Source organism: Clostridium sp. OM05-6BH (assembly GCF_003481635.1).
GTDB lineage: Bacteria > Bacillota > Clostridia > Lachnospirales > Lachnospiraceae > Butyribacter.
Genome location: NZ_QULH01000001.1, coordinates 390,589 through 417,453, shown reverse-complemented (window position 1 = coordinate 417,453; position 26,865 = coordinate 390,589). Strand labels below are relative to the sequence as shown.

At 42.7% G+C, this 26,865-nt stretch carries 28 protein-coding genes; 24 read left to right on the top strand and 4 right to left on the bottom strand.

What is annotated here, in order from left to right:
- Positions 1 to 38 precede the first annotated feature (38 nt).
- Genes DXB73_RS01905 through yajC form a run of 3 tightly spaced genes read left to right on the top strand, consistent with a single transcriptional unit; the run spans position 39 to position 1,966 of the window.
- Positions 39 to 476: a DUF1700 domain-containing protein gene (locus DXB73_RS01905; protein ID WP_022025069.1), complete on the top strand. Its 438-nt coding sequence runs from the start codon at positions 39 to 41 to the stop codon at positions 474 to 476.
- Between the two features lie 36 nt (positions 477 to 512).
- Complete coding sequence (gene tgt, locus DXB73_RS01900; RefSeq protein ID WP_118689960.1) at positions 513 to 1,646, top strand: tRNA guanosine(34) transglycosylase Tgt; 1,134 nt, start codon at positions 513 to 515, stop codon at positions 1,644 to 1,646.
- 53 nt (positions 1,647 to 1,699) lie between these two features.
- The gene (gene yajC / locus DXB73_RS01895) at positions 1,700 to 1,966 is read left to right on the top strand and encodes a preprotein translocase subunit YajC (protein WP_347559506.1); all 267 of its coding nucleotides are present in this window, start codon (positions 1,700 to 1,702) and stop codon (positions 1,964 to 1,966) included.
- Positions 1,967 to 2,134: 168 nt separating this feature from the next.
- Here the strand turns inward: yajC and DXB73_RS01890 are convergent, their stop codons facing one another.
- Positions 2,135 to 2,983 carry a PHP domain-containing protein gene (locus DXB73_RS01890; RefSeq protein ID WP_118689958.1) on the bottom strand — a complete coding sequence of 283 codons (849 nt, stop codon included), beginning with the start codon at positions 2,981 to 2,983 and terminating at the stop codon, positions 2,135 to 2,137.
- Between the two features lie 168 nt (positions 2,984 to 3,151).
- Between DXB73_RS01890 and DXB73_RS01885 the strand changes: the two genes are divergently transcribed.
- The 3 genes from DXB73_RS01885 (at position 3,152) to secD (ending at position 6,929) form a co-directional block, all read left to right on the top strand.
- The gene (locus DXB73_RS01885) at positions 3,152 to 3,523 is read left to right on the top strand and encodes a TIGR04086 family membrane protein (RefSeq protein ID WP_118689957.1); all 372 of its coding nucleotides are present in this window, start codon (positions 3,152 to 3,154) and stop codon (positions 3,521 to 3,523) included.
- Positions 3,524 to 3,655: 132 nt separating this feature from the next.
- On the top strand, positions 3,656 to 4,564 hold the full coding sequence (locus DXB73_RS01880; protein ID WP_118689956.1) for a polysaccharide deacetylase family protein: 909 nt from the start codon (positions 3,656 to 3,658) through the stop codon (positions 4,562 to 4,564).
- Positions 4,565 to 4,718: 154 nt separating this feature from the next.
- Entirely contained in the window at positions 4,719 to 6,929 is a 2,211-nt protein-coding gene (gene secD / locus DXB73_RS01875; RefSeq protein WP_118689955.1) for a protein translocase subunit SecD, read from the top strand.
- A 118-nt stretch (positions 6,930 to 7,047) separates the two neighbouring features.
- Here secD and prmA read toward each other — a convergent pair whose 3' ends face one another.
- Positions 7,048 to 8,088, bottom strand: a complete 1,041-nt coding sequence (prmA, locus tag DXB73_RS01870) for a 50S ribosomal protein L11 methyltransferase (protein WP_118689954.1) — start codon at positions 8,086 to 8,088, stop codon at positions 7,048 to 7,050.
- An 808-nt stretch (positions 8,089 to 8,896) separates the two neighbouring features.
- On the opposite strand from prmA, the gene recJ reads away from it, so the two are divergent.
- Both recJ and DXB73_RS01855 read left to right on the top strand, forming a co-directional pair.
- Positions 8,897 to 10,624 (top strand): single-stranded-DNA-specific exonuclease RecJ, encoded by a 1,728-nt coding sequence (recJ, locus tag DXB73_RS01860; RefSeq protein WP_182448175.1) that lies wholly within the window; start codon positions 8,897 to 8,899, stop codon positions 10,622 to 10,624.
- Between the two features lie 94 nt (positions 10,625 to 10,718).
- Complete coding sequence (locus tag DXB73_RS01855) at positions 10,719 to 11,210, top strand: hypothetical protein (RefSeq protein ID WP_118689951.1); 492 nt, start codon at positions 10,719 to 10,721, stop codon at positions 11,208 to 11,210.
- A 104-nt stretch (positions 11,211 to 11,314) separates the two neighbouring features.
- On the opposite strand, the gene DXB73_RS01850 is transcribed toward DXB73_RS01855, so the two are convergent.
- Positions 11,315 to 11,776 carry a hypothetical protein gene (locus DXB73_RS01850; protein WP_118689950.1) on the bottom strand — a complete coding sequence of 154 codons (462 nt, stop codon included), beginning with the start codon at positions 11,774 to 11,776 and terminating at the stop codon, positions 11,315 to 11,317.
- A gap of 241 nt (positions 11,777 to 12,017) precedes the next feature.
- On the opposite strand from DXB73_RS01850, the gene DXB73_RS01845 reads away from it, so the two are divergent.
- From DXB73_RS01845 to DXB73_RS01810, 9 genes are all read left to right on the top strand, one after another.
- The gene (locus DXB73_RS01845) at positions 12,018 to 13,013 is read left to right on the top strand and encodes a rod shape-determining protein (RefSeq protein WP_022024230.1); all 996 of its coding nucleotides are present in this window, start codon (positions 12,018 to 12,020) and stop codon (positions 13,011 to 13,013) included.
- Positions 13,014 to 13,113: 100 nt separating this feature from the next.
- A complete protein-coding gene (gene flgF, locus DXB73_RS01840) occupies positions 13,114 to 13,887 on the top strand; it encodes a flagellar basal-body rod protein FlgF (RefSeq protein ID WP_022024229.1) in 774 nt (257 codons plus the stop codon).
- Positions 13,888 to 13,982: 95 nt separating this feature from the next.
- Entirely contained in the window at positions 13,983 to 14,798 is an 816-nt protein-coding gene (flgG, locus tag DXB73_RS01835) for a flagellar basal-body rod protein FlgG (RefSeq protein ID WP_022024228.1), read from the top strand.
- 203 nt (positions 14,799 to 15,001) lie between these two features.
- Positions 15,002 to 15,331 carry a rod-binding protein gene (locus tag DXB73_RS01830; protein WP_022024227.1) on the top strand — a complete coding sequence of 110 codons (330 nt, stop codon included), beginning with the start codon at positions 15,002 to 15,004 and terminating at the stop codon, positions 15,329 to 15,331.
- A gap of 162 nt (positions 15,332 to 15,493) precedes the next feature.
- A complete protein-coding gene (locus DXB73_RS01825) occupies positions 15,494 to 17,752 on the top strand; it encodes an ATP-dependent RecD-like DNA helicase (protein ID WP_118689949.1) in 2,259 nt (752 codons plus the stop codon).
- The gene (locus tag DXB73_RS14445; RefSeq protein WP_182448174.1) at positions 17,676 to 18,461 is read left to right on the top strand and encodes a ComF family protein; all 786 of its coding nucleotides are present in this window, start codon (positions 17,676 to 17,678) and stop codon (positions 18,459 to 18,461) included. Before DXB73_RS01825 ends, DXB73_RS14445 begins: the two co-directional genes overlap by 77 nt.
- 12 nt (positions 18,462 to 18,473) lie before the next feature.
- Entirely contained in the window at positions 18,474 to 18,872 is a 399-nt protein-coding gene (locus DXB73_RS01820; RefSeq protein WP_182448173.1) for a flagellar protein, read from the top strand.
- Between the two features lie 30 nt (positions 18,873 to 18,902).
- Positions 18,903 to 19,361, top strand: coding sequence for a hypothetical protein (locus DXB73_RS01815; protein ID WP_118689948.1), 459 nt, complete (start codon positions 18,903 to 18,905; stop codon positions 19,359 to 19,361).
- Positions 19,362 to 19,407: 46 nt separating this feature from the next.
- Positions 19,408 to 19,773 (top strand): response regulator, encoded by a 366-nt coding sequence (locus DXB73_RS01810; protein ID WP_182448172.1) that lies wholly within the window; start codon positions 19,408 to 19,410, stop codon positions 19,771 to 19,773.
- A 109-nt stretch (positions 19,774 to 19,882) separates the two neighbouring features.
- Here DXB73_RS01810 and DXB73_RS01805 read toward each other — a convergent pair whose 3' ends face one another.
- The gene (locus DXB73_RS01805; protein ID WP_118689946.1) at positions 19,883 to 21,163 is read right to left on the bottom strand and encodes a putative ABC transporter permease; all 1,281 of its coding nucleotides are present in this window, start codon (positions 21,161 to 21,163) and stop codon (positions 19,883 to 19,885) included.
- 372 nt (positions 21,164 to 21,535) lie between these two features.
- On the opposite strand from DXB73_RS01805, the gene DXB73_RS01800 reads away from it, so the two are divergent.
- The 7 genes from DXB73_RS01800 to accB all read left to right on the top strand — a co-directional run bounded on the left by DXB73_RS01800 (position 21,536) and on the right by accB (position 26,847).
- Positions 21,536 to 21,982, top strand: coding sequence for a MarR family transcriptional regulator (locus DXB73_RS01800; RefSeq protein ID WP_118689945.1), 447 nt, complete (start codon positions 21,536 to 21,538; stop codon positions 21,980 to 21,982).
- Positions 21,983 to 22,016: 34 nt separating this feature from the next.
- Positions 22,017 to 23,003, top strand: a complete 987-nt coding sequence (locus DXB73_RS01795; protein ID WP_118689944.1) for a beta-ketoacyl-ACP synthase III — start codon at positions 22,017 to 22,019, stop codon at positions 23,001 to 23,003.
- A gap of 55 nt (positions 23,004 to 23,058) precedes the next feature.
- On the top strand, positions 23,059 to 23,283 hold the full coding sequence (locus tag DXB73_RS01790; RefSeq protein WP_022024218.1) for an acyl carrier protein: 225 nt from the start codon (positions 23,059 to 23,061) through the stop codon (positions 23,281 to 23,283).
- Positions 23,284 to 23,361: 78 nt separating this feature from the next.
- The gene (gene fabD / locus DXB73_RS01785; protein WP_022024217.1) at positions 23,362 to 24,303 is read left to right on the top strand and encodes an ACP S-malonyltransferase; all 942 of its coding nucleotides are present in this window, start codon (positions 23,362 to 23,364) and stop codon (positions 24,301 to 24,303) included.
- Between the two features lie 24 nt (positions 24,304 to 24,327).
- On the top strand, positions 24,328 to 25,056 hold the full coding sequence (fabG, locus tag DXB73_RS01780) for a 3-oxoacyl-[acyl-carrier-protein] reductase (RefSeq protein WP_022024216.1): 729 nt from the start codon (positions 24,328 to 24,330) through the stop codon (positions 25,054 to 25,056).
- 38 nt (positions 25,057 to 25,094) lie between these two features.
- The gene (gene fabF / locus DXB73_RS01775) at positions 25,095 to 26,336 is read left to right on the top strand and encodes a beta-ketoacyl-ACP synthase II (RefSeq protein ID WP_118507012.1); all 1,242 of its coding nucleotides are present in this window, start codon (positions 25,095 to 25,097) and stop codon (positions 26,334 to 26,336) included.
- Positions 26,337 to 26,382: 46 nt separating this feature from the next.
- Positions 26,383 to 26,847: an acetyl-CoA carboxylase biotin carboxyl carrier protein gene (accB, locus tag DXB73_RS01770; protein ID WP_118689943.1), complete on the top strand. Its 465-nt coding sequence runs from the start codon at positions 26,383 to 26,385 to the stop codon at positions 26,845 to 26,847.
- Positions 26,848 to 26,865 lie beyond the last annotated feature (18 nt).

Below are 26,865 nucleotides of genomic sequence, written 5' to 3'. Positions count from 1 at the left end.
ACGATACAGATTCATGTAGAGTAGAAATGAGGATTAGTGTGAATCGAGCAGAATTTTTGTCTATATTACGTGAGAGTTTGGAAGGAAATATGCCGAAAGAGGATGTGGAAGCTAATCTTCGGTATTATCGGGATTATTTTGCACAGAGCGAACACAGTGACAAAGAGGTTTGTGAAGAGCTGGGAGATCCCCGTCTTATTGCAAAGTCCCTGATCGATGCATATATGGCATCTAAAGGATCTGATGCAAATCAATATATGGATCAGGCGCGCAGTGAATACAGCCAGACTTATGGAGAAACTTATGGGCATGAGACGGAGAATGGTATTTCGAAACTATTTCGTTATCTTATCATAGGTGCAGGAATTGTAGTTTTTATGATATTGCTAGTTTTTTTGCTCCGCTTTGCGTTGGTGATCTTAGTGCCGATTGCATTGATCGTGATTGCTTTAAAGTTGATTCGAGGAGATTTTTAGCAGGCAATATTTAGTTAAAGGATAGAAATTAGTACGATGTATAAGATATTAGCAAAAGATGGAAGAGCAAAACGTGCACAGCTTGAGACAGTGCATGGAACAATACAGACACCTGTTTTTATGAATGTTGGAACGGTTGGTGCGATGAAAGGTGCAGTTGCGACTACAGATATGCAGCATCTTAAGACACAAGTGATGCTGTGTAACACATATCATCTGCATGTTCGCCCTGGCGATAAGATTATTCGCCAACTGGGAGGATTGCATCATTTTGTGGCATGGGATAAGCCGATCTTGACAGATTCCGGTGGATTTCAGGTGTTTTCTTTGGCGGGATTGCGTAAGATCAAAGAAGAAGGCGTGTATTTCAATTCACATATTGATGGACACAAGATATTTATGGGCCCGGAAGAGAGTATGCAGATTCAGTCTAATATAGCGTCAACGATAGCCATGGCATTTGATGAGTGCCCGCCACATCCGGCAACAAGAAAGTATATGCAGGATTCTGTGGATCGCACAACACGCTGGCTGGAACGCTGCAAGAAAGAGATGGCAAGGTTGAATGCTTTGCCGGATACGATCAATCCGAATCAGATGTTATTTGGTATTAACCAAGGTGGAACATTTCAGGATATTCGTATTGAACATGCAAAACGTATTTCGGAGATGGATCTGGATGGCTACGCATTAGGTGGATTAGCAGTCGGAGAATCGCACGAAGAGATGTATCGCATCTTGGATGAGACGGTACCATATCTTCCGGAAAATAAACCGACATATTTGATGGGTGTCGGGACTCCTGCTAATATTTTAGAGGCAGTAGAGCGTGGCGTTGACTTTTTTGATTGTGTGTATCCGGCGCGTAACGGTCGTCATGGACATGCATACACAAATCATGGAAAGATGAATCTGTTAAATGCCAAATATGAATTAGATGACAGACCATTGGATGAAACATGCGATTGTCCGGTATGCAAGCACTATAGCAGAGCGTATATCCGCCATCTGCTTAAGGCAAAGGAAATGCTTGGACTTCGTCTTATGGTAACGCATAATTTGTATTTTTATAACACAATGATGGAAGAAATACGTGATGCCATTGAAAAAGGGTGTTACGCACAATATAAAAAGCAAAAATTAGAACAATTACAGGAGGAAACAAAATGAATTTAGCAGTATTAGCAGGACAGGCAGGATCACAGAATGCAGGAGGAAGTATCATGACAATGGTAATTCTTTATGCCGTTATCATTGGTATCTTTTGGTTCTTTGCAATCCGTCCACAGAGCAAACAGAAGAAAGAGCATGAGACCTTACTCAGTACGTTAGAAGTTGGAGACAGCATTCTGACGACAAGTGGTTTTTTTGGCGTTGTAATTGACATCAAGGATGAGATTGTTATCGTTGAGTTTGGCAGCAACAAAAACTGCCGTATTCCAATGAAAAAGGATAACATTGTTGAGATTGACAAACAGACTGAGGATTAAGATCTTACTAAGGCTTCTCATACCGGAAGGATTTGAAGTATGGGAAGTTTACATGCAAAGATTGTGTAGATGCAACAGAATATGACAAGAAAAACAGCCTCTGAAGGTATTATGTAATACTTCAGAGGCTGTTTTTGGGATATTATTTTGCTGCGCTGATCGTTGACTTTATGAGCGCGCAGCATATTCTTTCATTTGCTGCAGATATTCGTAAGGTACAGCAAGGTGTCCCATGCCGGAACCAAGGGAAATGTGTGGCTTATTTGTTCCATGGAAATCAGAACCGCCACTGGGAAGCAGGTCAAATTTTTTGGCAATATTTCGGATGAAATATTCATCTTGTTTGCTATAAGTGGAATATTTAACCTCTACACCTAACAGACCATATTCCTTTAATTCGGTGAGCAGGCTGCAAAGTTCCTTTTCGGAAAGATGATAGAGAAGTGGATGCGCCAGTATTGGCACGCCACCGGCGGCTAAGATTGTTTTGATCCCCTCTTCTCTGCTAATATATTCGCGTGGTACATAATAAGGTGCTGAGGGGTCAAGGTAACCATCAAAAGCTTCAGCGGTATTCTTCACAACGCCATACTTGATCAATAGACGTGCAAAGTGTGCTCTTGTGACAACAGCATCTGGATTTCCATTTGTCAATTCTTCCATTGTGATCGGAATGTTATCCCGCCGAAAGCGTGCAGCCATTTCTTCGTTACGAGCGTCTCGACGTTTGATCATGATCTGTGACATTTTCTGAAATCCTTCATGCGTATGATCAATAAATAATCCCACGATGTGAATATCGCGGTCACGAAAACCGACAGACAATTCAGTCCCCGGGATGGCCTCGATCGCCATATCTTTAGCGGCTTCTAAAAAATCCGGAATACCCTCCACTGTATCATGATCTGTCAGAGCGATTGCCTGCAAACCGCAGGAAACAGCCTTATTAACAAGCTCTGACGGGGAACATGTCCCGTCGGAAAATGTAGAATGTGTATGTAAATCAACGGTTCCCATAAGTATCTACCCTTTCTTGTTTTGAACACTCAAATATCACATTTATTATGGATGTGTGAAGTAAGAGTGTATTTATTGTATATTTACGGTATCAGTATAGCATAATCAGGCAAAAGAAGCATACATAAAATATAGTATGTAAGATTCGTGTGAAGGAGGCTGTTTTTTTTGAAAAAAAATGTCATTTCATTTTGTGTTGTGTTGGGGCTTATGTATGTGTTTTCTGTCATTCTGCTTGGTATTGGGTCGGTCATCATCTGGAAAACAGGTGTAACGGCAAAGAGTATCAGCATGGCGGTTATTCTTGTATACGTACTGAGCTGCTTTGGAGGAGGATTTCTTCTGGGTAAAAAAACGGGAAGCCGCAAATTGTTATGGGGATGCTTGGTTGGAGCTGTTTATTTTGGAATTTTGCTGTTGATCGGTCTTGTTGCCGGTAATACAACACTTGCTGGAAATTCTTGGATATTTAGTGGTGGAATTGTGTGTGCAGTAGCTGGAATGGTCGGTGGAATGCTTGCTCCGGTATCAGAAGGATAATTGTTACATTTATTTAATAGAAAAGTAACTAATCTGTGATACTATTCATGAGGAATATGTTATCATAGGTAAATGCGTGGCTTGACTATAGAGCTGTCAAGCTGCTGAATATAAATAAATGGAGGGGCTATTATGGTAACAAAGGAAGACGAAAAGATAATGGAGAGTTTATCGGATAGAAGCCGCAGAGAACGGAGCGAACGTAGAAGAAACAGACGCAGAAGTGGTTTGATCTTCGGAAATATAGCATTAGCGCTTGGCATCGTGGTCGTTGTTTTGGTAATTCGAGTGGTCGCGTTGGGTACACCGAATGCAGATAAGGAGAAAGCTGCTCATAAAATAGCAGAGAAGGCAACGGCAACACCGATCGCAACACCGACTGCATCGCCGACGGCGACGCCGAATGGCGCAGATCATTGGATCCGTAAAGATTTGGATGCATCAAAGCCGATGATTGCATTTACATTTGACGATGGTCCATATGCTAAGGTGACCAGACGCATTTTAAAAGCATTGAATAAAAGCAACGGACGCGCCACTTTCTTTGTGGTAGGTAATCGTGTGCCGGAATTTAGCGAAACACTTGCGTTACAGTATGAGCAAGGTAATCAGATCGGAAGCCACACCTTTGATCATAAGGACTTGAGCAAAATGAAAGCCAAGAAGATCAAATGGGAAATTAATAAAACCAATCAAAAAGTATCAAAAGTTATTGGGTGTAATACTACAGCGCTTAGACCGCCTTATGGTAATGTGAGCGATACAATGCGTAAAACGATCAAAACGCCGATGTATTATTGGAGCATCGATAGCGAGGACTGGAAGAGCAGAAATGCAAATTCCATTGTGAAACGTTGCAAGGATGCGAAAGATGGTGATATCATATTGATGCATGATCTATATCCTACGACTGCAGATGCGGTAGAAAGATTGGCACCATATTTTGTTAAAAAAGGATTCCAATTGGTAACACTTGACGAGATGTTTTATTACAAGCACAAGGATGCAGAGCCGGGAAATGTGTATTTTTCCGCACGATAAATCCGGATATAACAAATGAAAATAAAATGAATTGAGATTGGCAAGGATTTGATGATTCAAACCTTGCCAATTGTATATTTACTATGGTATAATGATATTTGGCGTGATTTCTTATTCACGCAAAAATTGCAGTTATTAAAAGGAGAAAAGCAACATGAAGAACAAGAAAAAGGGATTACTGCATATTATTGTTATTTTAGCAGTAATTGCACTGTGTTCTTTTACTACTTTGGTAGGCTTTACAAAAGCGCATAAAGGAAGCGCACGTAACATCAAGCTTGGTCTCGATCTGGCTGGTGGAGTAAGTATTACCTATGATGTAGTAGGGGACAAGCCAACGGATGCCGAATTGAAAGATACGGTAACGATGATGCAGAAACGTGCAGAGGTACATAGTACGGAGTCATCGGTAGTTACTGATGAGAAGGGCCGTATCGTGATCGATATTCCGGGTGTTGATGATGCAGAGAAAGTATTGTCAGATTTAGGTAAGGAAGGTTCTTTGGACTTTGTCGCACAGGATGACATGGATCTGTCCAGTGGCAAGCCGGTTTATACAAAGACAATTTGTACCGGTAAAGACATCAAGAGTGCAGAGGCCGGAACGACACAGGATGAATCTACCAAGACGAAAAAGTACGTTGTATCATTGAAGTTTAAGAGCAAGGGCACTAAGGCATTTGCTACAGCAACAGAAGAAGCAGCACCTTCTCATAAGATGATCTACATCGTATACGATGGAAAAGTAATTTCCAATCCGGGTGTAACTGAGGCAATCACAAATGGTGAGGCACAGATCTCCGGTGGATTTAAGACATATGATGAGGCAGAAGAACTTGCTTCTTATATCCGTATCGGTGCACTTCCGGTCGAGTTAAAGGCAGCACAGTCTCAGGTGGTAGGTGCACAGCTTGGTCTTGACGCAATTCAGTCCAGTTTGTTAGCCGGTGCGATCGGTTTTGGATTGGTTGTATTATTTATGATCATTTTCTACCGTCTGCCAGGTTTGGCATCTTCTATCGCATTGGTGTTCTATTTGGGACTGATGTTAGTAGCTTTGAATGTCTTAGATATTACACTGACACTTCCTGGTATCGCCGGTATCATATTGAATATCGGTATGGCGGTCGATGCGAACGTAATTATCTTTACGCGTATTAAGGAAGAGCTTGCCAAAGGAAAATCCGTTCAGTCGGGTATTAAGATTGGTTTTGACAAGGCGTTATCTGCTATCATTGATGGTAACGTAACCACCTTGATCGCTGCAGCAGTATTGTATGTAAAGGGATCCGGTACAGTTAAGGGCTTTGCTACAACATTGGCACTTGGTATCATTTTATCCATGTTTACAGCACTTGTTATTACGAAGTTGCTGTTGAATGCGATGTATTCCCTTGGTATGGATGATGTGAAGTACTTCGGTGTGGAGAAGCCGAGAAAGCCGATTCACTTTGTGGAAAATCGCTTGAAGTTTTTCTGCATTTCCGGTGCGATCATTTTGGCATGTGTTGTTACCTTAGGTGTTAATAAAGCATCCAGATGCGGTGGCAACATTTTGAATTATGGTTTGGATTTCTTAGGAGGTACTACGTATGACATTACCTTCCCAGATAAAACAGATCTGAATGCAGATCTTAAGTCTGATCTTGAGAAACTGTTTAGTAAGACGGCAAAATCTAACGATGTAGTCATTTCAGAAGTTGCCGGACGCAATGCATTGTCTGTCAAGACAGTTGAGTTGAACGAGAAACAGCGCAATACGTTGAATGCAACATTAGAGAAGACTTATGGTGTTGATGAGAAAAATATTGAGAATCAGAATATTAGTGCTTCGGTATCGGATGATATGAAGAGCGACGCTGTGACAGCAGTAGTTATCGCAGTTATCTGTATGTTGATCTATATCTGGTTCCGATTCAAAGACGTTATATTTGCGGGAAGTGCAGTACTTGCATTGATACATGACGTTATTGCTGTCATTTTGGTATATGGTTTGACAAAGATTTCCGTCGGAAATACATTTATCGCATGTATGCTGACAATTGTCGGATATTCCATCAATGCAACAATCGTCATCTTTGACCGTATTCGCGAGAACTTACAGGTTCATAGCAGCGAAGAAGCATTGGCTGAGGTTGTTAATGAGAGTATCACACAGACATTGACACGAAGCATTAACACTTCATTAACAACAATTATCACAGTTGTTGTACTTGCAATCCTTGGTGTTGATTCTGTCAAAGACTTTGCAATTCCGTTGTTAGCCGGTTTTATCTGCGGTGGTTATTCTTCCGTATGTATCACTGGTACACTGTGGTATTCTTGGAAACGCGTACAGTTTAAGCGTAAGAAAGCTAAGAAGTAAAAGCGCTCTTATAAGGCAAGGATAGATTAAATATAGCGTTGCTTTTGGTGACGTTACCGAATAAAAACAGGCATTTTGAAAATTATTCAAAATGCCTGTTTTTTATTTGCCAGTCAATCTATTTTTGACATACGAAAGATACCCAGTCACCCATGGTGTTACGCTCCAGTATCGCAAAGTTATTGCGAAGCAATGCTTGTTCAACCGCATCTGATTTTTCGTTAAGAATACCAGAGGAAATAAAGATGCCGCCCGGTTTTATGAAATCGCCGATATAATCGGAAAGTGGAATGATCACATCCGCCAAGATATTTGCTACAGCAATATCAAACGGTTCGCCGGTCTGTTTTTTGACGGCAGCAGCATCTTCTAATATGTTTGCGTGAATAGCAGTGATGCGAGAGGCATCAATGCCATTAATCTCAGCGTTTTCGATTGTTCCGGTTACGGCAGAGGGGTCTATATCCAGACAAAAGGCTGATTTTGCACCACATAGCAGAGCAGCAATTGCCAAAATACCGCTGCCGCAGCCGGCATCCATAAGACGTGTATCGTCATGAATATAATTACGCAGTGACAGGAGGCATAATTTGGTTGTTTCATGTGTTCCGGTGCCAAAGGCCGAACCGGGATCAATAGATAACACAATATCACTTTCCGAACAATCTTCTGGTACAGGCTCCCAAGTAGGCTTGATCAGAACATCATCAGCAATGCGGAAAGGTTTGAAATTTTCTTTCCATTTGTCTTTCCATGCACTGTCGTCCTCAACCTGATATGTCAATTCGCTGAATGTGATCGGAGCAAATGAAGAAGCTTTCTCTACACGTGTAGTAAAAGCTTTGATAAATGCTTCCGGCTTTGTTAAAAGACGATCTGGTACATTTTGCTCGATTTCTGCATCACGCAATGATGAGCCGGTGCTATAAAAAGCATCGGAATCTCCATCAATGACATCACTGTAAAATACTAAAACAGCTTCGCCGTTGTCTGGTGGGAGTTCCGCCGGAATGTCCGTATACATTTTGCGTTCTTCTTCCGCTGATAAAGGAACATTGTCCTGTAATTCATAGCCATTCACTCCAAATTCTGTCAACAATTCACCAATCCTGCTGCTCGCATCGGTTGTTGTCTTAAGTTCATATCTGATCCACTGCATATTTTCCTCATCTTTCCAAATCCAAAATTAGACCAAAACAAAAAATAGATTTCGTCTAAAAATAGACTTACTGTGTCACAACTGCTATACTAAACACAAACTTTCCACCTATGAAAAGTTTGCGCTTATGACTCGAACTTCGCACGTCCATAGACACTGTCAGGCCACATATTGCTTGTTATGTCATAATACTTGCGCATGATTTCTGCGCATAATGGAGTTTCGAAGAAACTCCCAAGATAAGCACAGTGTGCTTATAATGTCCATAATGTGTCAGCTATTTTGCAGCCAACAAACTAAATTGTTCTGCTATCAGGGTACTAAGATAATTGCCACAGAACCCAGAGTTTTTACAGTGATTTCTAAATTTTGTTGTCTCTGATGGTTGATTTACATGCCTTTCGGAAACTCGAAGTCCCGGAAGCAAGGTAATCATCATTTTTGAAAGGGACTTTGCGCTCGTCGTTACTTATGTCTCGTACTTCAGAGACATTAAGTAACGTGACGTAGCGCATCGTAGCGAAAGCGTCCCGTCCAAAAATGGATGATACTTTGCTAGACCGGGACATCTCAGACATTCCTTCAGGCATGTATTCATCAGAGACTTAACAAAATAAGAAATCACGTAAAAACTAATTGCGGCAAGGCAATTGCTATAGTTCCCTGATGGCAGAATCCACCAGGTAGTGGCTGCAAAATATGATATGGCTATCGACATAATAAGCAATATGTGGCCAGGCGGCAACCTTCAATGTGCGAAGGTTGAGTGTATGATTATTATAACAGAGGAAGAATGGAGAAACAACTAATGAAGCAATGGGTAACAACGCGCTGCAGGGCTGATCTTTCAAAGGTTGCAGCAAGATATAATATATCGGAGACTTTTGCCGAGGTTCTTGTAAAACGAGGACTGTATGATTGGGCATCGATGGACGGATATTTGTTTGATGATATGGTATCGATTCCTAAGGCGTCAGAAATGCTTGGACTGTGTGAAGCGGCTGATCTTATAGAACAGAAGTTGTCACAGGGTAAAAAAATGCATATTGTCGGAGATTATGACGTAGATGGTGTGATGTCCACATACATATTATGTCATGGATTGCGCAGTTTAGGGGGAGATGTCAGCTTTCGGCTTCCACATCGCCAAAAAGATGGTTATGGAATCCGCGATTATATGGTCACTGAGGCAAAAGAGCAGGGAGTTGATACGATCATCACCTGCGACAACGGAATCTCGGCAGGACAGCCGATCCAAACAGCCAAAGAACTTGGGATGACGGTTGTATTGACGGATCATCACGAAGTGCCGATGAAAGACGGCGAAGAGCTGCTGCCATCGGCAGATGTTATCGTTGATCCAAAACAGAGCGTAGACAATTACCCATATCCGCAATTGTGCGGGGCAGGCATTGCCTATAAATTGATTTATGAATTATACCACAGAGCCGGTAAAAAAGGATGTGACCGTGAATTGCTTCCTTTTGCGGCGATGGCAACGGTGTGTGATGTTGTTCCGCTTTATGGTGAAAATCGTAGCATTGTTCGAAGGGGGCTGGCGGGGATTCATCAGACGGGCAATATAGGCCTAAATGCACTGATAAAACATTTGGATTTTCAAAAAGAGATCCGAGCAATGGATCTGGGATTTCGGATCGGCCCATGCATCAATGCTCCGGGGCGGTTACGAGATGCAACAGAGAGTTTGGAGCTTTTTATGGAGACAGATGCGGAATGCGCAGCGCAAAGAGCGGCAAGGATCGTAGAGACAAATGAAGAGCGCAAAGAGAGAACGCGCTCAATGACAAAACAGGCGGCAGAAGAAGTGCAGAAGCAGCCATTGCCGCCGGTGCTGGTTGTATATTTGCAGGAATGTCATGAAAGTGTTGCAGGAATCGTAGCCGGAAATCTTCGAGAACAATTTTACCGACCGGTGTATGTTATTACAGATTCGGGTGATCACCTGAAAGGGTCTGGCAGATCCATTCCGGGATATCATATGCAGCAAGAGCTGCAGGCATGTCAGAAATATTTGACGGAGTTTGGTGGTCATGCAGCCGCAGCGGGTTTTTCACTTCGCAGAGAGCAGTTGGAGGGGCTTAAGTCTGCTTTGTTAGCACATTGCAGCTTGACACAGGAGCAATTGATCGAAAAGGTGACATATGATAGAGAGGTCGCTTTAGCGGAAATGGATACGACACTTGTTACGCAGCTTTCTTGGATGGAACCGACCGGAGAGCAAAATGCGCCTGCAGTGTTTGCAAAACGTGATGCACAGATTGCCCAGATCCGAATGTGTGGAGCGGATATGCATATTGCACAGGTGCGTTTTGTGGAAAATGGAAAAATATATCAGGCAGTGGATTTTAGCGGGGAAGAATGCATTGGAAATGCGGTGCGTGATCGTTATGGTGAACAGGTGTGGGAACGGTTAAAGCAGGGAGAGCGGGGAGAATATACGGTTGACATTTTGTTCTCTGTCAGTATCAATGAACGATATGGTTCGCTGCAATTGCAACTTATTGACTGCCAATAAAATATGCGATAAACTATATAACGAAGCTTGATTTTTCATAGGGGGATCATGGCTGAATATCGGAATATGTTACGATGAAACATGGAGGATAGATATGGCAAATGTATCATTAGATAAAGACCTTTTTTATCAATATATGATCAATAATAATTCAACCAGTACAATGTTGAACGCATTGTCCGGTAATACTAATACCGGAGTACAGTCGGCTAATGATCTGTCGGGTGTATTAGGTGCTTTGCAGAATTCGGCATCTTTTGGTACAGGAAGTATTTCGGATGTGAGTACGCTGTTGAGCGGATTGGAAGGTATCAGCACGACAGGAACCAGCAATTCGTTTTCTGATATATTGCAGTCCTATTTGCAGCCCACATCGGATTCGGCACAGACGACAGATAGTGTGCAGTATATTAATGGTGTGGAATCTTCTGACAATATGCAGGCAGCACAGCAGACAAAGACTTCCGGTACGAGTGTTTCGGCAGCTCAGCAGGCATACGCTGACAGTGTACAGTATGATTTCGACCAGATCGAAGAACAGTCAGATCAAATGGTGGAACAGGCGCTGGGAGAAATTATTTATTGATAGGTAACTTCCCATACCGGAAGTTACTGTTCGAACCACATATTGCTTATTATGTCAGTAGAATAATAGCTATTTTGCAGCCGATAAAGTAAATTATCCTGCCATCACAAAAAGTTCATATGTGTATATTGATAATGAAAATAAATACGATAAGCTATGGTAAAGGCAATTCGAAGCAGTACATAAACGATAAAGAGTGCACTGGCAAAATAATGCCACAACAGTCCGGTCTGCGATTGGTTAAGCTGCCATTGCCATGCGATCAAAAATAACAAAAGGAAAGAACTGCTCCAACGTTCTGCGGTGAAACGGATCGTGTTAAAACGGTATTGTCTCATCAGAGAGGACAACTGTGTGAGTGGTTCTTTCTTTTTTTGTTCCGGAGCTGCAAAGGTGATCATGAGCGGCAGCATTAGACCGGTTAATGTAAATAATATGCCGGCAGGGTATAAGGTGTTAATGCTGCACAAAGACAATAAGACTGTCAAAAAACGGCTGCTGCGTAATCCTTTATAGCGGCTTAGCATTACGATTTCCCGCTTTACAGAGTGATCGGTATAAGACATAGGAACCCCCTTTTTAGGTGTGTATTATATCAAAATATTATAGAAGAAGCGAGAAAGAAAGTCAAAATGCACTACAATATTACGAAATTCTTACAATTTAGATACAAATGTGATAATTTCGAGAAGAAACGCAAAAATTGCTTTTCTATTTTCAAAAAATAGTATATAATACATGCGAGTATGTTTAATTAGTAAAACTATGGAAAAAATAGAAAATAACAGAAGCGAAAGGAGAACAGTCATGGTTGGTAGCGATATTGGTATTGACTTGGGTACAGCGAATGTACTTGTATATATAAAGGGAAAGGGTGTCGTTCTGCGCGAGCCGTCCGTTGTGGCGTTCGACAGAGATACCAATAAGATTAAGGCAATTGGTGAGGATGCTCGTTTGATGTTAGGACGTACACCGGGTAATATTGTAGCTGTTCGTCCATTGCGTCAGGGTGTTATTTCAGACTATACAGTAACAGAGAAGATGCTTCGTTACTTTATTCAGAAGTCCTGTGGTAAGTCTCGTTTCCGCAAACCTCGTATCAGTGTTTGTGTTCCAAGTGGTGTTACCGAGGTTGAGAAGAAAGCAGTAGAAGATGCAACATATGAGGCTGGAGCAAGAGAAGTTGCAATCATTGAGGAACCGATTGCAGCGGCTATCGGAGCAGGTATCGATATCTCACGTCCATGTGGTAACATGATCGTTGATATCGGAGGTGGTACTTCTGATATTGCTGTTATCTCCCTTGGCGGTACGGTTGTAAGTACTTCCATCAAGGTGGCTGGAGATGACTTTGATGATGCAATTGTCCGTTACATGCGTAAGACACATAACTTATTGATCGGTGAGCGTACAGCGGAAGAGATCAAAGTAAAGATCGGATCTGCATACAAACGTCCGGAGGTTGTATCGATGGATGTACGCGGACGTAACTTGGTGACCGGACTTCCAAAGACGATCACTGTAACATCAGATGAAACATTAGATGCTCTGAAAGAGATCACATCACAGATTGTAGAAGCAGTACACACGGTATTGGAGAAGACTCCGCCTGAGCTTGCAGCAGACGTTGCGGACAGAGGTATTGTTTTGACCGGTGGCGGAAGTTTGTTATATGGTTTGGAAGAGCTCATTGAGGAGAAAACAGGAATCAACACTATGACAGCCGAGGATCCAATGACAGCAGTTGCAGTGGGAACCGGTAAGTTTGTAGAATTTTTAGCAGGAAAACGTGACGACGAGTAAAGAAATTGATCGATTGTGACGATATATATTTTATAGAGCGGACGAAGAGCACTCTTCGTCCGTTTATAATACATAGGTTAGTCTGGAAGGAGGACGACGAATGGTCAGAGGATTGTACACAGCATATACCGGTATGCGGAATGAACAGCGCAGATTGGATATTATATCGAATAACTTGGCAAATTCGGCGACCATCGGTTACAAGGAAGAAAATGTCACCAGCCGTTCTTTTAAGGACATGATGGCAGTAAAGATCCGAGATGGTTCTGTAGGATATGTTGATCAGAATATCGGAACGATGAACCTCGGCGTAAAGATTGGCGAGACCTACATGGATTGGAGTCAGGGGAATCTTCGAGAGACGGGGAATACCTATGATCTTGCGATACAGGGAGATGGATTTTTTACAATTCGTGTCACAGACAAACAGGGTAAAGATGAGATGATGTATACCCGTTGCAGTACCTTTAAGTGTACGCAGGACGGTTACATAGTAGATGCAGATGGCAATCATTTGCAGGGCAATGGTGGAGATATTCAGGTGTCCACGGATGCTCATGAGATCGCGATCAAGGAGGATGGCTCGATCTATGCGGACGGTCAGTATGTTGATACGATCGCATTGGCTAACTTTGCAGATTATAACTATCTTGACTTATACGGAGATAACAAGTTTAGGGCAGTGGCAGGAGCAACGCAGATAGATGCAAAAGCTCAGATCGAACAGGGATATACGGAGCAGTCTAATGTCAATGTAATATCGGAGATGGTATCAATGATCAATATTACACGTGCATATGAAGCGGGACAGAAGATGATCCAGACACAGGATTCTCTGCTTCAGAAGTCTGCAAATGAAATTGGTAAAGTATAATTATTAGGAAAGAGTTACACTGGGATGTTTGTTGGTTAATATATATGAAAATTGACTGATGAATATAAGCAGTGTGGCAGATTGGAGCGTCTATCATGATGAGATCACTTTGGACTGCTGCTTCCGGCATGAAGGCACAGCAGACCGCAATGGACAATCTTTCAAACAATCTGGCAAATATTAATACGACCGGATACAAGAAAGAAAGACTAGAGTTTCAGTCTTTGTTGTATCAGACGATACAAAAAAAGACGACAGACAATGAGGGAAATCCAAAACCGATCGGAGCACAGGTTGGACTTGGTGTTAAGGTAGCTGCGATCAGCACCGAATTTGAGCAGGGAGAACTTACACATACAGAAGGCGATTTTGACTTCGCAATCCAGGGAAACGGATTTTTTATGATCCAAATGCCGGATGGCTCTACGGCATACACAAGAAACGGTCATTTTACAATGGCTGTAAATGGTACCGGTTATCAGTTGTCAACAGCAGAAGGTTATGCGGTTTTGGATTCTGAAGGTAATCCGATTACATTTGATGGTACGACAGATGTTACTAAATTATCGTTTGACAATTATGGACGCATCATGTTACGTGGAGCGGACAACAACCCGCATTTGACCGGGGTTACTATTGGAGCAGCTCAGTTTAATAACCCTGCCGGTCTTAATAAGATCGGGGATAGTTATTTTCAGGCAACAGCGGCCTCTGGTGATGCCCGTATCGAGGGGCAGGACACAGCGTTGAGCAGAAGTGTTATTAAGAATAAATATTTAGAAGCATCCAGTGTGCAGGCGGTTGATGAGATGGTGGATATGATCGTTACTCAAAGAGCGTATGAGATGAACTCGAAGGCGATCACTGCATCGGATGAAATGTTGCAGCAGGCAAATAATCTGAGATCATAATGTTTCAGATGTAATAATATAGACGAGGATGCCGGTTTTTAAGAGCAATGCGAGGCTTTTGAAACGGTTGTTTTTGGAATTACCATGAAATGCTTTAGAAAATTGCTTCTGAGAGAATGCGAAGTTTTTGAAAAGATTCTTTCGAAAAGAGGATGAGAGATCTTTTGAAAGATTTCTTCATGGGATGATGTGAGGTGTTAACAATGAGTTCTGTATATGATATTTCATCTATGTATGACAGCTATAAGCAGTCAGTGCAGTCTGCGACCGGCTCGAAGGCGCAAAGCGCATTGAATGCAGTAAATAGTGATTCGACAGATGAAGAGTTGATGGATGCCTGCAAAGGATTTGAAACCTATTTTGTACAAAAGATCATTGAACAGGCGCGCAAAATGGTAAAAAGCGAAGAAGATGACGGTGAATATATGCAGTATTTTGGGGATACTTTGAACCAAAGCTACGCGGAGGCGATTACAGAAAGTGGTCAGGTTGGTCTTGCTAAGCAGCTATATGACTCAATGAAGCGTAACTGATCGTATATGTGATCTGTCTAAATAGAGACAATGGGGCCACTGTGTTTACAGTGGCTTTTTCAAATGGATAGGAACTGATTATTTTATTGTGAAGGGTGGCGCATAGCAAGATGCTGGTATTGTTATGCTTGGCACTGTAGGAAACTTGACGAGGAGGTTATAGTGAGCGAGCAGATTGAATGGGAAGGATATGTTGAGCGTATTACTTTTCGAAATGAAGAAAATGGATATACCGTATTATTTTTGGTAGATGCAGAGGAAGAAGAGGAAGTGTGCTGCGTAGGACAGTTTTCTTATGTTGCCGAGGGGCTGTATTTGAAAGTAACCGGCAGAGAAGTGATACATAAAAATTATGGTCCGCAGATACAGGTGGATTCGTACGAAGAAAAACAACCAAAAGACTCAGTTGCTGTTGAGAGATATTTGGGATCAGGTGCGATAAAAGGTGTTGGACCTGCACTGGCAGCACGTATTGTGAAGCGGTTTGGAGAGGACACATTTACAATTATTGAACGTGAGCCGGAACGATTGGCAGAGGTCAAAGGCATCAGTGAGAAAATGGCGATACGCATAGCAGAACAGGTTAACGATAAGCGGCAGATGCGCCAGGCAATGCTTTTCCTGCAGGATTACGGTATTAGCATGAAAATGGCTGTTAAGATATATAAATATTATGGAGATGAAATGTATGAGATCCTGAAACGCAATCCTTATCGGTTGGCGGAAGATATTCAGGGAATTGGCTTTAAGATTGCCGATGAGATTGCGCGCCAGGCTGGATTTGCTTCTGATTCGGAGTTTCGGATCAATGCAGGCATTCTGTATGCTTTGCAGCAATCCGGAACACAGGGACATTGTTATTTGCCGGAGTCTTGGCTGATCAGAGAGGCATCAGAGCTTCTATTGGTCGATGAGGGGGTTGTTTCCGATGCCTTAGAGGGGATGATGTTGGATAAAGAATTAAAGGTCTGTGAACAGGATCAAGAGCGCTGTATTTATTTGAGTACGCTGTATTATATGGAACTTAATTGTGCACGCATGCTGTTAGATCTTAATATTTCCTATGAGCTATCTGAGAAAGAACTTGCTAAAATGGTGCGAAAGGTTGAAAAGGGGCAGGAGATAGAGTTAGATGAACTACAGAAAACAGCGGTGTATCAGGCTGTTCAAAATGGTGTAACAATTATAACCGGTGGGCCGGGTACCGGTAAAACGACGACGATCAATACTATTTTACAGGTATTTGAACAGGAAGGGTTAGATATTTTGCTGGCGGCACCAACCGGACGTGCCGCAAAAAGAATGTCTGAAACGACTGGATGGGAGGCGCAGACAATACATCGGCTGCTCGAGATCAATGGTGGCGTGAGTGAAGGGGATACGCAGGGAGCAATGCATTTTGAGCGTAATGAGAAACAGCCGTTGGAAGCGGATGTTGTGATCATAGATGAGTTTTCTATGGTCGATATCTATTTGATGAATGCGCTTCTTCGTGCTATTGTTCCGGGAACGCGCCTCATCATAGTTGGCGATGTGAATCAGCTGCCATCGGTAGGACCGGGTAATGTTTTAAAAGATATGATTCAGGCGGAATTTTGTTCTGTTGTGCGGCTGCATCGGATCTTTCGACAGGCTGCAGAAAGTCAGATCGTTATGAATGCGCATCGGATCAACAGCGGCGAAGAAATCTCGCTAGAGAATGCATCGCCGGATTTTATGCATCTGGAACGAAAAGACAGTGCGTCCGTGATCAATGTGGTCGTGCAGCTTATCATGCAGAAACTCCCTCCGCATGTAGATGCTTCTCCCTATGATATTCAGGTACTTACGCCGACTAGAAAGGGAGAGTTAGGTGTGGAACATTTGAATCAGGTGCTGCAGCAATATATGAATCCGGCAGATGCTGGCAAGGTGGAGCGAGAATTTCATGGGGTGTTATTCCGTGAGAAAGATAAAGTGATGCAGATCAAGAATGATTATCAGATACGCTGGACAAAGAAAACGTCCTTGGGCGATGTATATGAAGAGGGAACCGGTGTGTTTAATGGGGATACCGGAATCATTCGGGAAATCATACCGATAGCGGAGCAGGTGGTCGTTGAATTTGAAGAGGGAAAAATGGTGGAATATGAGTATAGCCAGATGGATGAAATGGAACTGGCTTATGCAATTACGATCCATAAATCCCAAGGCAGCGAGTATCCGGCTATTGTGCTTCCGGTGCTTGGCGGTCCTAAAATGCTGTTGGGACGCAACTTGCTATACACTGCGGTGACGAGAGCAAAGAAATGTGTAACGACAGTGGGAAGCAGCAGAGTTATACAGGGGATGATCCACAATGTGAATGAGCAGAAACGCTTTTCAAGTTTATGCCAGCGCATTAAAGAAATGGAGGAAGAAGACGCTGAACTTAATCATTGATAGTCTATTGCAGATCGTGTTTCCAACGAGGTGTCCGGGGTGCGACAAGGTGTTGGCGGTTGGTGAACGGGGGTTTTGCGGCGGATGTACAGAGCAGCTTCATTTTTTGCAGGAGCCTTTGTGCCCCTATTGTGGAAAACCGATCGATCGGGATCAGATGTGCTGCGCAGATTGTAGAGCACATCCACATAGCTTTACAGCGGGGGGAGCAGTACTTTTGTATACAGGGCAAATGCAGGAGTCAATGGCGAGATTTAAGCAGGGAGGCCGAGCAGAATACGGCAAAGTATATGGAAGGTTATTATGGGATGCTAAGAGAGAATGGCTGCAGCGTATCCGAGAACCGGTGCTCGTTCCGGTGCCGGTCCATAGCAAAAGATATCGGAAACGCGGTTACAATCAGGCAGAAGAGATAGCAAAAGAAATGGCGAGATTATCCGGTCTGCCAATGCAATCGGATCTGTTAGTGCGGGTGAAACATACGGCACCACAGAAAGAACTGTCGAAACGGGAGAGAAGTCGTAATTTACAGGGGGCGTTTCGTTGCAGAGCAGACTTTAGAAAGTTGTGTTTACAAGGAAAATGTGCTATAATAATTGATGATATTTATACGACAGGAAGTACGGTAGAAGCTTGCTCGCAGACACTTTTGCAGGCAGGGTTCGATAAAGTATATTTTTTATGTGTGTGTATAGGAAAAGGTGTGTAGAGGAGGCATAACATGGACGTTAGAAATTGCAAAATGTGTGGTCATTTATTTAACTATACAAATTCACCGCTTTGCCCTCAATGCAATAAGAAGTTAGAGGAACGCTTTCAGGATGTGAAAGAATACATTCGCGAGAATCCGGGGGCAGGCATGGCAACGGTAGCAGAAGATACAGGAGTACCGGTACAGCAGTTGAAAAAATGGGTTCGTGAGGAGCGTTTGGCCTTTACCAAGGATTCCGGAATCACGATAGAATGTGAGAAATGCGGTAGACCGATATTGACCGGAAGATACTGTAAGGAATGCAAGAACGCATTATCCAACTCGTTTTCCGGTTTATATCAGACGAGCAAACCGGTTGACAAGAAGGCGAGAGATGCATCTGCAAAGATGAGATTCTTGGGTGAATAGTACAGCCATGAGTTGAGAGGGGGTCGTACTATGGAAATGGATGTGGTGAGCAAGGCCTTTGAGCAGGCGTTCGTTTCTGTGAGTCAAAAATTGTTGGGGCTGCAATTACAGAGACGGAAACAGGACAAAGAAATATTCCTGCAGCAGCCCGTACGGCAGATCATGATCTGTACGAGTGGCTATCTTCGTATGGAAATTATTTGTGATATGCCGGAGTCAATGGTATTACAGATCGTTTCAAAAATGTATGGTGGTGGTTTGCCGCCGGATGAACAGATTCCATTGTATATCAAAGAATATATTAATATTGTTTGTGGACATGGTGTATCCAGTTTGAATAATACATTAAAAAAAGTTTCGCGCTTATCAGTGCCGTTTTATCAAAGTGAGATTCGGCATGAAGATGTTATGAAGGAACAGATGGACGTTATATTTGACACAGAGATTGGGACGATGCAGGTTGAGCTGCATTATTCCGGTGTTGAATGAGGCCAGAATGTGCTTATTGCGGAAAATGTGCAGAAAGGGGATCGAAATGGATAAAATAACAATAATGGTGGTAGATGATTCACCGTTCGCTTCCAAACAGATACAGGATGTAGTAGAAGAAAATGGATATGAAGTGGTAGCCTATGCAGCTAATGGAGAGGATGGCATCAAGCTTTATGATGAGATGCATCCGGATATTGTTATCATGGATATTATTATGCCTGGCTTGGATGGATTAGAAACGGCGCAGATTTTGATGAAGAAACATCCGGGTGTAAAGATCATGATGTTAAGTTCGTTGTGTGATGCAAGTACATTAGAAGAGGTTCGGGGAATTGGATTAAAATATTTGATTCCGAAGCCATGGGAAGATGATGTGCTGTTAGCAACGCTAGAGATGTTAAGTAGATAAGTAAAATATAAGACCATAGATGAAAAAGTAATCTATGGTCTTTTTACTTTGCTGCATGGGTGCACTTTGATCAAACATTACACGACTGGCATATGACTCGTTTACTTTGCTATTTTGCATTAGGATAGATCTTTCGCATTGTTTCGTCCGGGTAGTAATGATCCATTACCTCTTCCCAATGTGCTTTTGGTTTTGGAGAATGTTCCCTGGTATCGTATCGGATCAGAGCAAGCATGCTTACTATAATATTGCAGATCATGAACACAGCAATGACAGTTGTCAATAGATATTTGGATCTATGCAATATCCGTACGATCACATGGTGCAGGATGGGATACAGATTTTTGAACCAGATGACAGCGGCAAATCCCCAGAAAAAGCAGTATAACAGGTTGATGCGGCCGCCAAGATTAAACGGAATGTGACTGTAATCCCAAAAAACTTTTCCAAAAACAATTTCAGTAAATACACTGCAGCTATATTCATAAGCACCACCTAATAGCGTCCCAAGTATGAAAAGATGCCGGTCGGACTTGCCTTTACTCTTAAACAGAAGAGTGGTCACTAAAGCGATGGCAAGCCCCCATACAATGCTGAAGGGACCCCATACCACGCTGCTGCGACTCATCCAGACACCGACAGTCAGACGACAGAATATGGTTTCTACAATATCTCCTAAGAAAGCCCCTAATATGAACAGCCAGATAAATTCAGAAAATGGCAGTTTGGTAGCAGATGTCGAAATGACTTTATCCGTTGCAGTGGCCGGATAGGCTTTTTGGATACGACGCCGTATGTGTGCGGTAAGTGTCCTTCCGAAAGATGTCTTAAATAAAAAAAGTTCCCGATTCAGTCGGATCAGAGTGGGCGATTTATGCTCTAAATGTAGTATAGTCAGGACAGAAGCCGTTATATCCATGCAGCAGATGGCGGTTAACGTCCATAAAATAATATATGTAACAAAGGTGGGGATAAATTGCCATAACCATAGGATCAGAGTATTACCCCACTGGATCGCGATATATCCAAGTATACCCCACAGTATTGAATATTGCAGACAGATGTATCCGTCCAGATTCCAACGCTTCTTAGAATAATCCCACCATTTTTTGTGTCGAACCTGTTCTAAAAGACGGCCGGTCATCCATTCGATAAAGGTGGAAATGATCGCAGATCCCAAAAACAGAAAGAAAGGGGCAGATCGAAGCTCGTATAGAAATGTGCTGAGTACAATTCCGGAAAAGCCATAGATCAGACAAAAAGGACCGGATAGAAATCCGCGATTACGGTAACATTTGTGCTTTACACTGGCAACGCTCGTTTCAATGCCCCATCCCAAAAAGGAGTAGCAAAAAAACAGAATTGCCAAATTTGTTAAGTTATAGTGCATGAATACCTCCTGCTGTAAAATGATCAATCAATATTTAATGACGCTCACTGTGTCGAAATTACAGTTATGAGACGTCATGTCAAGCGTATGTACATTATAATATAGCTGTAATGTGGGTGCAATGAGAAAAATGTTTGATTATCCAAATTGTTTCAAGAAACAAAATGTTTGGTTTTATTTATCAGAAGAAAACATATTTATATTCATGAGACGTAGTTTTATATACTTAATAAAATTATGCACATTGCACAAAAAGAAAGGGGACATATTGTTAAAAATACTGCTAATCTACAGTTGACGAAATGGGTGAAAATGGAATATACTCTTTGTGGCGTTAAAAAAGTTTGATTTACAAAATAAAAAGGGAAGAAAATGGAAAAAGAAAAATATATGATCGGTCAAGAGCTGATCGAGATATTCGAAAAGGTTTTGAAGACAGAAAATATTTCGGTCGCGCGTAAGACGGGATGCGATTTATCTATGACAGAGATACATACAGTGGCTGCCATTGGCAAAAATACACTGTACCGTATGAGTGACATTGCAGGAATACTGCACATAACGGTGGGGACGCTGACTGTCATGGTTAATAATTTAGTGAAGAAGGGGTATGTGGAGCGCTATAAAAGTGAGCAGGATCGTCGTGTTGTGAAGATCGGTCTGACCAGAAAGGGGCGTACAATATACGATGCGCATGCAGCATTTCATGAAGATTTGGTCAATGCGCTGCTCAAAGGGATAGAAACTAAAGAGGAGCAACAGACAGTACGTTGTGCCTTGAGCAATTTGTGGGATTTTATAGATAAGCAGAATAATTAACAGGATTGCTGCATGAGAGAACATGGAGGAAATAATGATAAGAACAAGAATAATGGCAACAGGTGCTTGTGTACCGGAGCAGATTATAACAAATGATGATCTGTCAAAGATTGTTGACACCAGTGATGAATGGATATCACAGAGAACCGGGATCAGAGAGAGAAGGATCTCGGCAGGGGAGAACACTTCAGCTTTGGCAATAGGAACGGCAAAACAGGTGATCGAGCGTGCAGAAATCTCACCGGAAGATGTGGATCTGATCATTGTTGCATCAGTCACTCCGGATTATGGAACACCATCTCTTGCCTGCATGGTGCAAAAAGAACTTGGTATGGTGAACGCGGTTGCATTTGACGTTGTGGCTGCGTGCAGTGGTTTTATGTTTGCACTTAGTATTGCGGATAAATATATTAAAACGGGAGTGTACCGCAACGCTGTTGTCATCGGGGCGGAGACGCTATCAAAAATCGTCAACTGGGAAGACAGAACGACTTGTGTATTGTTTGGAGATGGTGCCGGTGGTGCTTATGTGGAAGCATCCGAAGAGGGTGGCATTATCGCAGAAGAACTTGGCAGCAAAGGGGAACTTTGTGATATACTGACAGAGGGACATACGGCGTGTGACAATGCATTTAATGATGAGTCTGGCGACCATGATCCAAAGTACTATATTTATATGGATGGACGTGCAGTATTTAAGTTTGCGACCAAAAAGGTTGTGGAGAGTACTCGAAATGTGTTAGCTAAAGCTGACATAGATATGGAAGATATGGAAGATATCGCTTATGTCATACCACACCAGGCAAATGCCAGAATTATAGACGTTGTTGCTCATAAGTTGAAGATGGATGACAGTAAATTTTATAAGAACATGGAGCATTATGGAAATACTTCATCGGCAAGTGTACCTATGGCGCTGAATGAACTCAACGAAAAAGGGCTTATCCAACGGGGGGACAAAATTATTTTAACCGGATTCGGCGGTGGAATGACTTGGGGCACAATGCTGGTAGAATGGTAGAAGCATATAACTGCGCAAGCAGTATATATAAAATAAAATATAGGAGGAAATCACTATGGTATTTGAGAAAATCAGAGAAATCATTGCAGAGCAGACAGGAAAGGATGTTGAGGAAATCACATTAGAGACTAATGTAAAAGAAGACCTTGATGCAGATTCTTTGGATTTATTCCAGATCATCAATGACATCGAAGATGAGTTTGATGTATCTGTAGAGGATCCTGAGTCTATCGTAACTGTTCAGGATGCGGTTGATTTTGTAGAGAAGAACCAGAAATAAGAAGCAGAGTATTTCGGCTTTGCCGGCGCCGAGACTTTCGGTGCCGACAGAGCCGGCTTTGCAACTATGGAGGAAGACATGAAAACAGTATTTATGTTTAGTGGCCAGGGCGCACAGTATGCTGGCATGGGCAAGGATTTGTATAAAAATTATCCGGTGGCAAAAGAAATTTTTGACCGGGCAGATAATGTACTTGGTTATTCCATTAAGGATATTTGTTTTGAAGATGAACAGAAATTAGGCGAGACAGAGTTTGCGCAGCCTGCCATCCTGACAATGAGTATTGCAGCGATGAAGGTGTTGGAAGAAGAGGGAGTTCGTGCAGATATGACAGCAGGTTTGAGCCTGGGTGAATATTCTGCGTATGTTGCCAGTGAAGCAATGGACTTCGAAGAGGCGGTTGCACTGGTACAAAAAAGAGGAAAGTTCATGGCAGAAGCAGTTCCTTCAGGAGAGGGAGCAATGTATGCTATTATTGGATTAGATACAGCATTAGTAGAAGAAGCTTGTGCAGAAGCAACTGCAGAGGGCGATGGCTTAGCGGTTCCGGCTAATTACAATGCACCGGGTCAGATCGTGATCGCCGGACATGCGCAGGCAGCGAAGAGAGCTGCAGCATTGGCGAAAGAGAAAGGCGCAAAACTAACAGTGCCTCTGAAAGTCAGTGGTCCGTTCCATACGGAATTACTTCAGCCGGCAGCAGAAAAGCTTGGTCCGGAATTGGACAAGATGCACATTTCACCGATGAAAATGCCGGTCTATACAAACGTAGATGCTTCGAAAGTGGCTTCTGAACAGGATATTATCCCTATTTTGAAAAAACAGATCGTTAGTCCGGTTCGCTGGGAACAGATCATCCGTAATATGGCGGCAGAAGGTGCAGATACTTTTATCGAGCTGGGACCGGGCAAAACTTTGAATGGTTTTGTGAAACGTACTTTGAAAGGCGTTGTAAATGTGAATGTTGAGGATAGCATATCCTTGCAGAAAACCATGAATAAACTTCATGACAGTGTGTGAATCACACAGAAAGGTATGGTAAACATGTTACAGGGAAAGACAGCAGTAGTTACAGGAGCAGCGAAAGGTATTGGAAAAGCAATTGCACTTGCATTTGCGAAGGAAGGCTGCAATATTGTATTGAATTATCACAGCAGCTTAGATGATGAAACGGTACAGGAGATTGAAGCATGTGGAGTGACTTGTATGCCGGTTCAAGGCGATGTGAGTGACTTTGCCTTTGCGGCAGATATGATGAAAAAAGTCAAAAAAGAGCTTGGTTCTGTGGACATACTGGTCAACAATGCCGGTATTACAAAAGATATGTTATTAATGCGTATGACAGAAGAACAGTTTGATAGTGTTATTCAGACAAACTTGAAAGGTACGTTTAATATGATCCGACATGCCAGCAGTATCATGCTGAAGCAACGGAGTGGAGCTATCATCAACATGTCTTCCGTTGTCGGAGTTATGGGCAATGTTGGACAGGCTAACTATGCGGCATCGAAAGCCGGAATTATCGGACTGACGAAGTCAACTGCGAAAGAGTTGGCTGCACGTGGCGTGACATGTAATGCAATCGCACCGGGATTCGTGGAGACGGATATGACGGCTGCACTTTCAGAAGATCTGCAGAAGCAGATGCTGGAAACAATTCCACTTAAACGTTACGGTCAGGTGGATGATATTGCGCAAGCAGCAGTATTTTTGGCAAAAAATACGTACATTACCGGTCAGGTACTCCATGTTGATGGCGGAATGTGCATGTAACCTATAGTGATCAAGACTTGGAAAGGTATGATTTAGAGATGGATAGAAGAGTAGTAGTAACAGGTATGGGAGCGGTCACCCCGCTTGGATGTACGGTAGATACATTTTGGGAAGGATTAAAAAATGGCAAATGTGGCATTGATCTGATTCAAAAGTTCGATACGACGGATTTTAAGGTTAAGGTTGGTGCTGAAGTAAAAGACTTTGATCCGGAACTGTATATGAGTAAGAAGGATGTAAAGAGAAATGACCCATATGCTGTGTATGCACTGGCTGCAGCTGTTCAGGCATTTGATGATAGCGGATTAGATATGGAGAAAGAGGATGCGGCTAAGGTCGGTGTGATCGTAGGTTCCGGTATTGGCGGCCTGATGACAATGCAGGAGCAGGTGATTCGTTTGCACGAAAAAGGACCTTCTCGTGTGTCTCCTTTGTTTATTCCGATGACGATCAGTAATATGGCGGCTGGTAATATTGCGATCCGTTTGGGAGCTAAGGGAGTATGTGAAAATATTGTCACTGCGTGCGCAACAGGAACAAATTGCATTGGCACTGCATTTAGGGATATTAAGCATGGCTATCTGGATGCTTGTATTGCCGGCGGTGCTGAGGCGTCGATCAGTGAGATCGGTGTGGCTGGATTTACGAACTTGACAGCACTTTCTACGACGGAAGATCCAAAAGATGCCTGTAAACCGTTTGACAAAGACCGAAATGGTTTTGTCATGGGAGACGGATCCGGAATACTCATTTTGGAAGAACTGGAACATGCTAAAGCAAGAGGAGCTAAGATTTACGGTGAAATAGTAGGTTATGGCGCTACAGGAGATGCCTATCATATGACAGCACCTTGTCCGGATGGCGATGGAGCTGCGAGAGCGATAAGATTAGCAATGGATGAGGCAGGGATTACGCCGGAGCAGGTGGATTATATTAATGCACATGGAACAAGTACCCATGCTAATGATGCCGGAGAAACGGCAGCGATCAAGCTGGCATTGGGGGATGCGGCAGCAAAAGTTGCGGTCAGCTCTACCAAATCTATGACAGGACATTTGCTTGGTGCAGCAGGTGCTATCGAGGCAATTGCTTGTGTGAAAGCATTGGAGGAAGGATTCCTGCCGCCGACGATCAATTATCATACACCGGATGAAGAATGTGATCTGGATTATATTCCAAATGAGGGAAGAGTAGTACCAGAGGCACAGTATGCATTGTCTAATTCTTTGGGATTTGGCGGACACAATGGAGTTCTCTGCTTTAAGAAGTGGGATGAGTAGTGTACAGACAGTGACAACAGATGGTTAAGAAAGGGATGGTAACACAATGCAGTATGATCAGATCAAAGAGTTGATTCAGATATTTGAACACTCAGATTTAAATAATATGGAAGTAACTTTAGGAGATGCCTCCGTAAAATTAGGACGCGGTATGGCAAATGCAGTCGAGGAAAGTCCAGAAGCACAGATGGTACAGACAGCAGTAAAAGTTGAGAATCCTGTCACAGATGCAGCACCGACTACAGTCGAAACCGGGAAGACCGAGCCTGCAGCCGGAGATAAGATCGTGACAGCTCCGATCGTAGGTACGTTTTATCGAGCAAGTGCACCGGATCAACCACCTTTTGTGAAGGTGGGGGATACGATTGCAAAAGGCGATGTCGTATGTATCATAGAGGCTATGAAATTTATGAATGAAGTCATAAGCGAAGTGGATGGAACAATCACAGAAATTTTAGTGGAAGATGCACAGTTTGTTGAGTTTGGACAGGAATTATTCCGTGTGAAATAGCAATACCAATATCGGGCG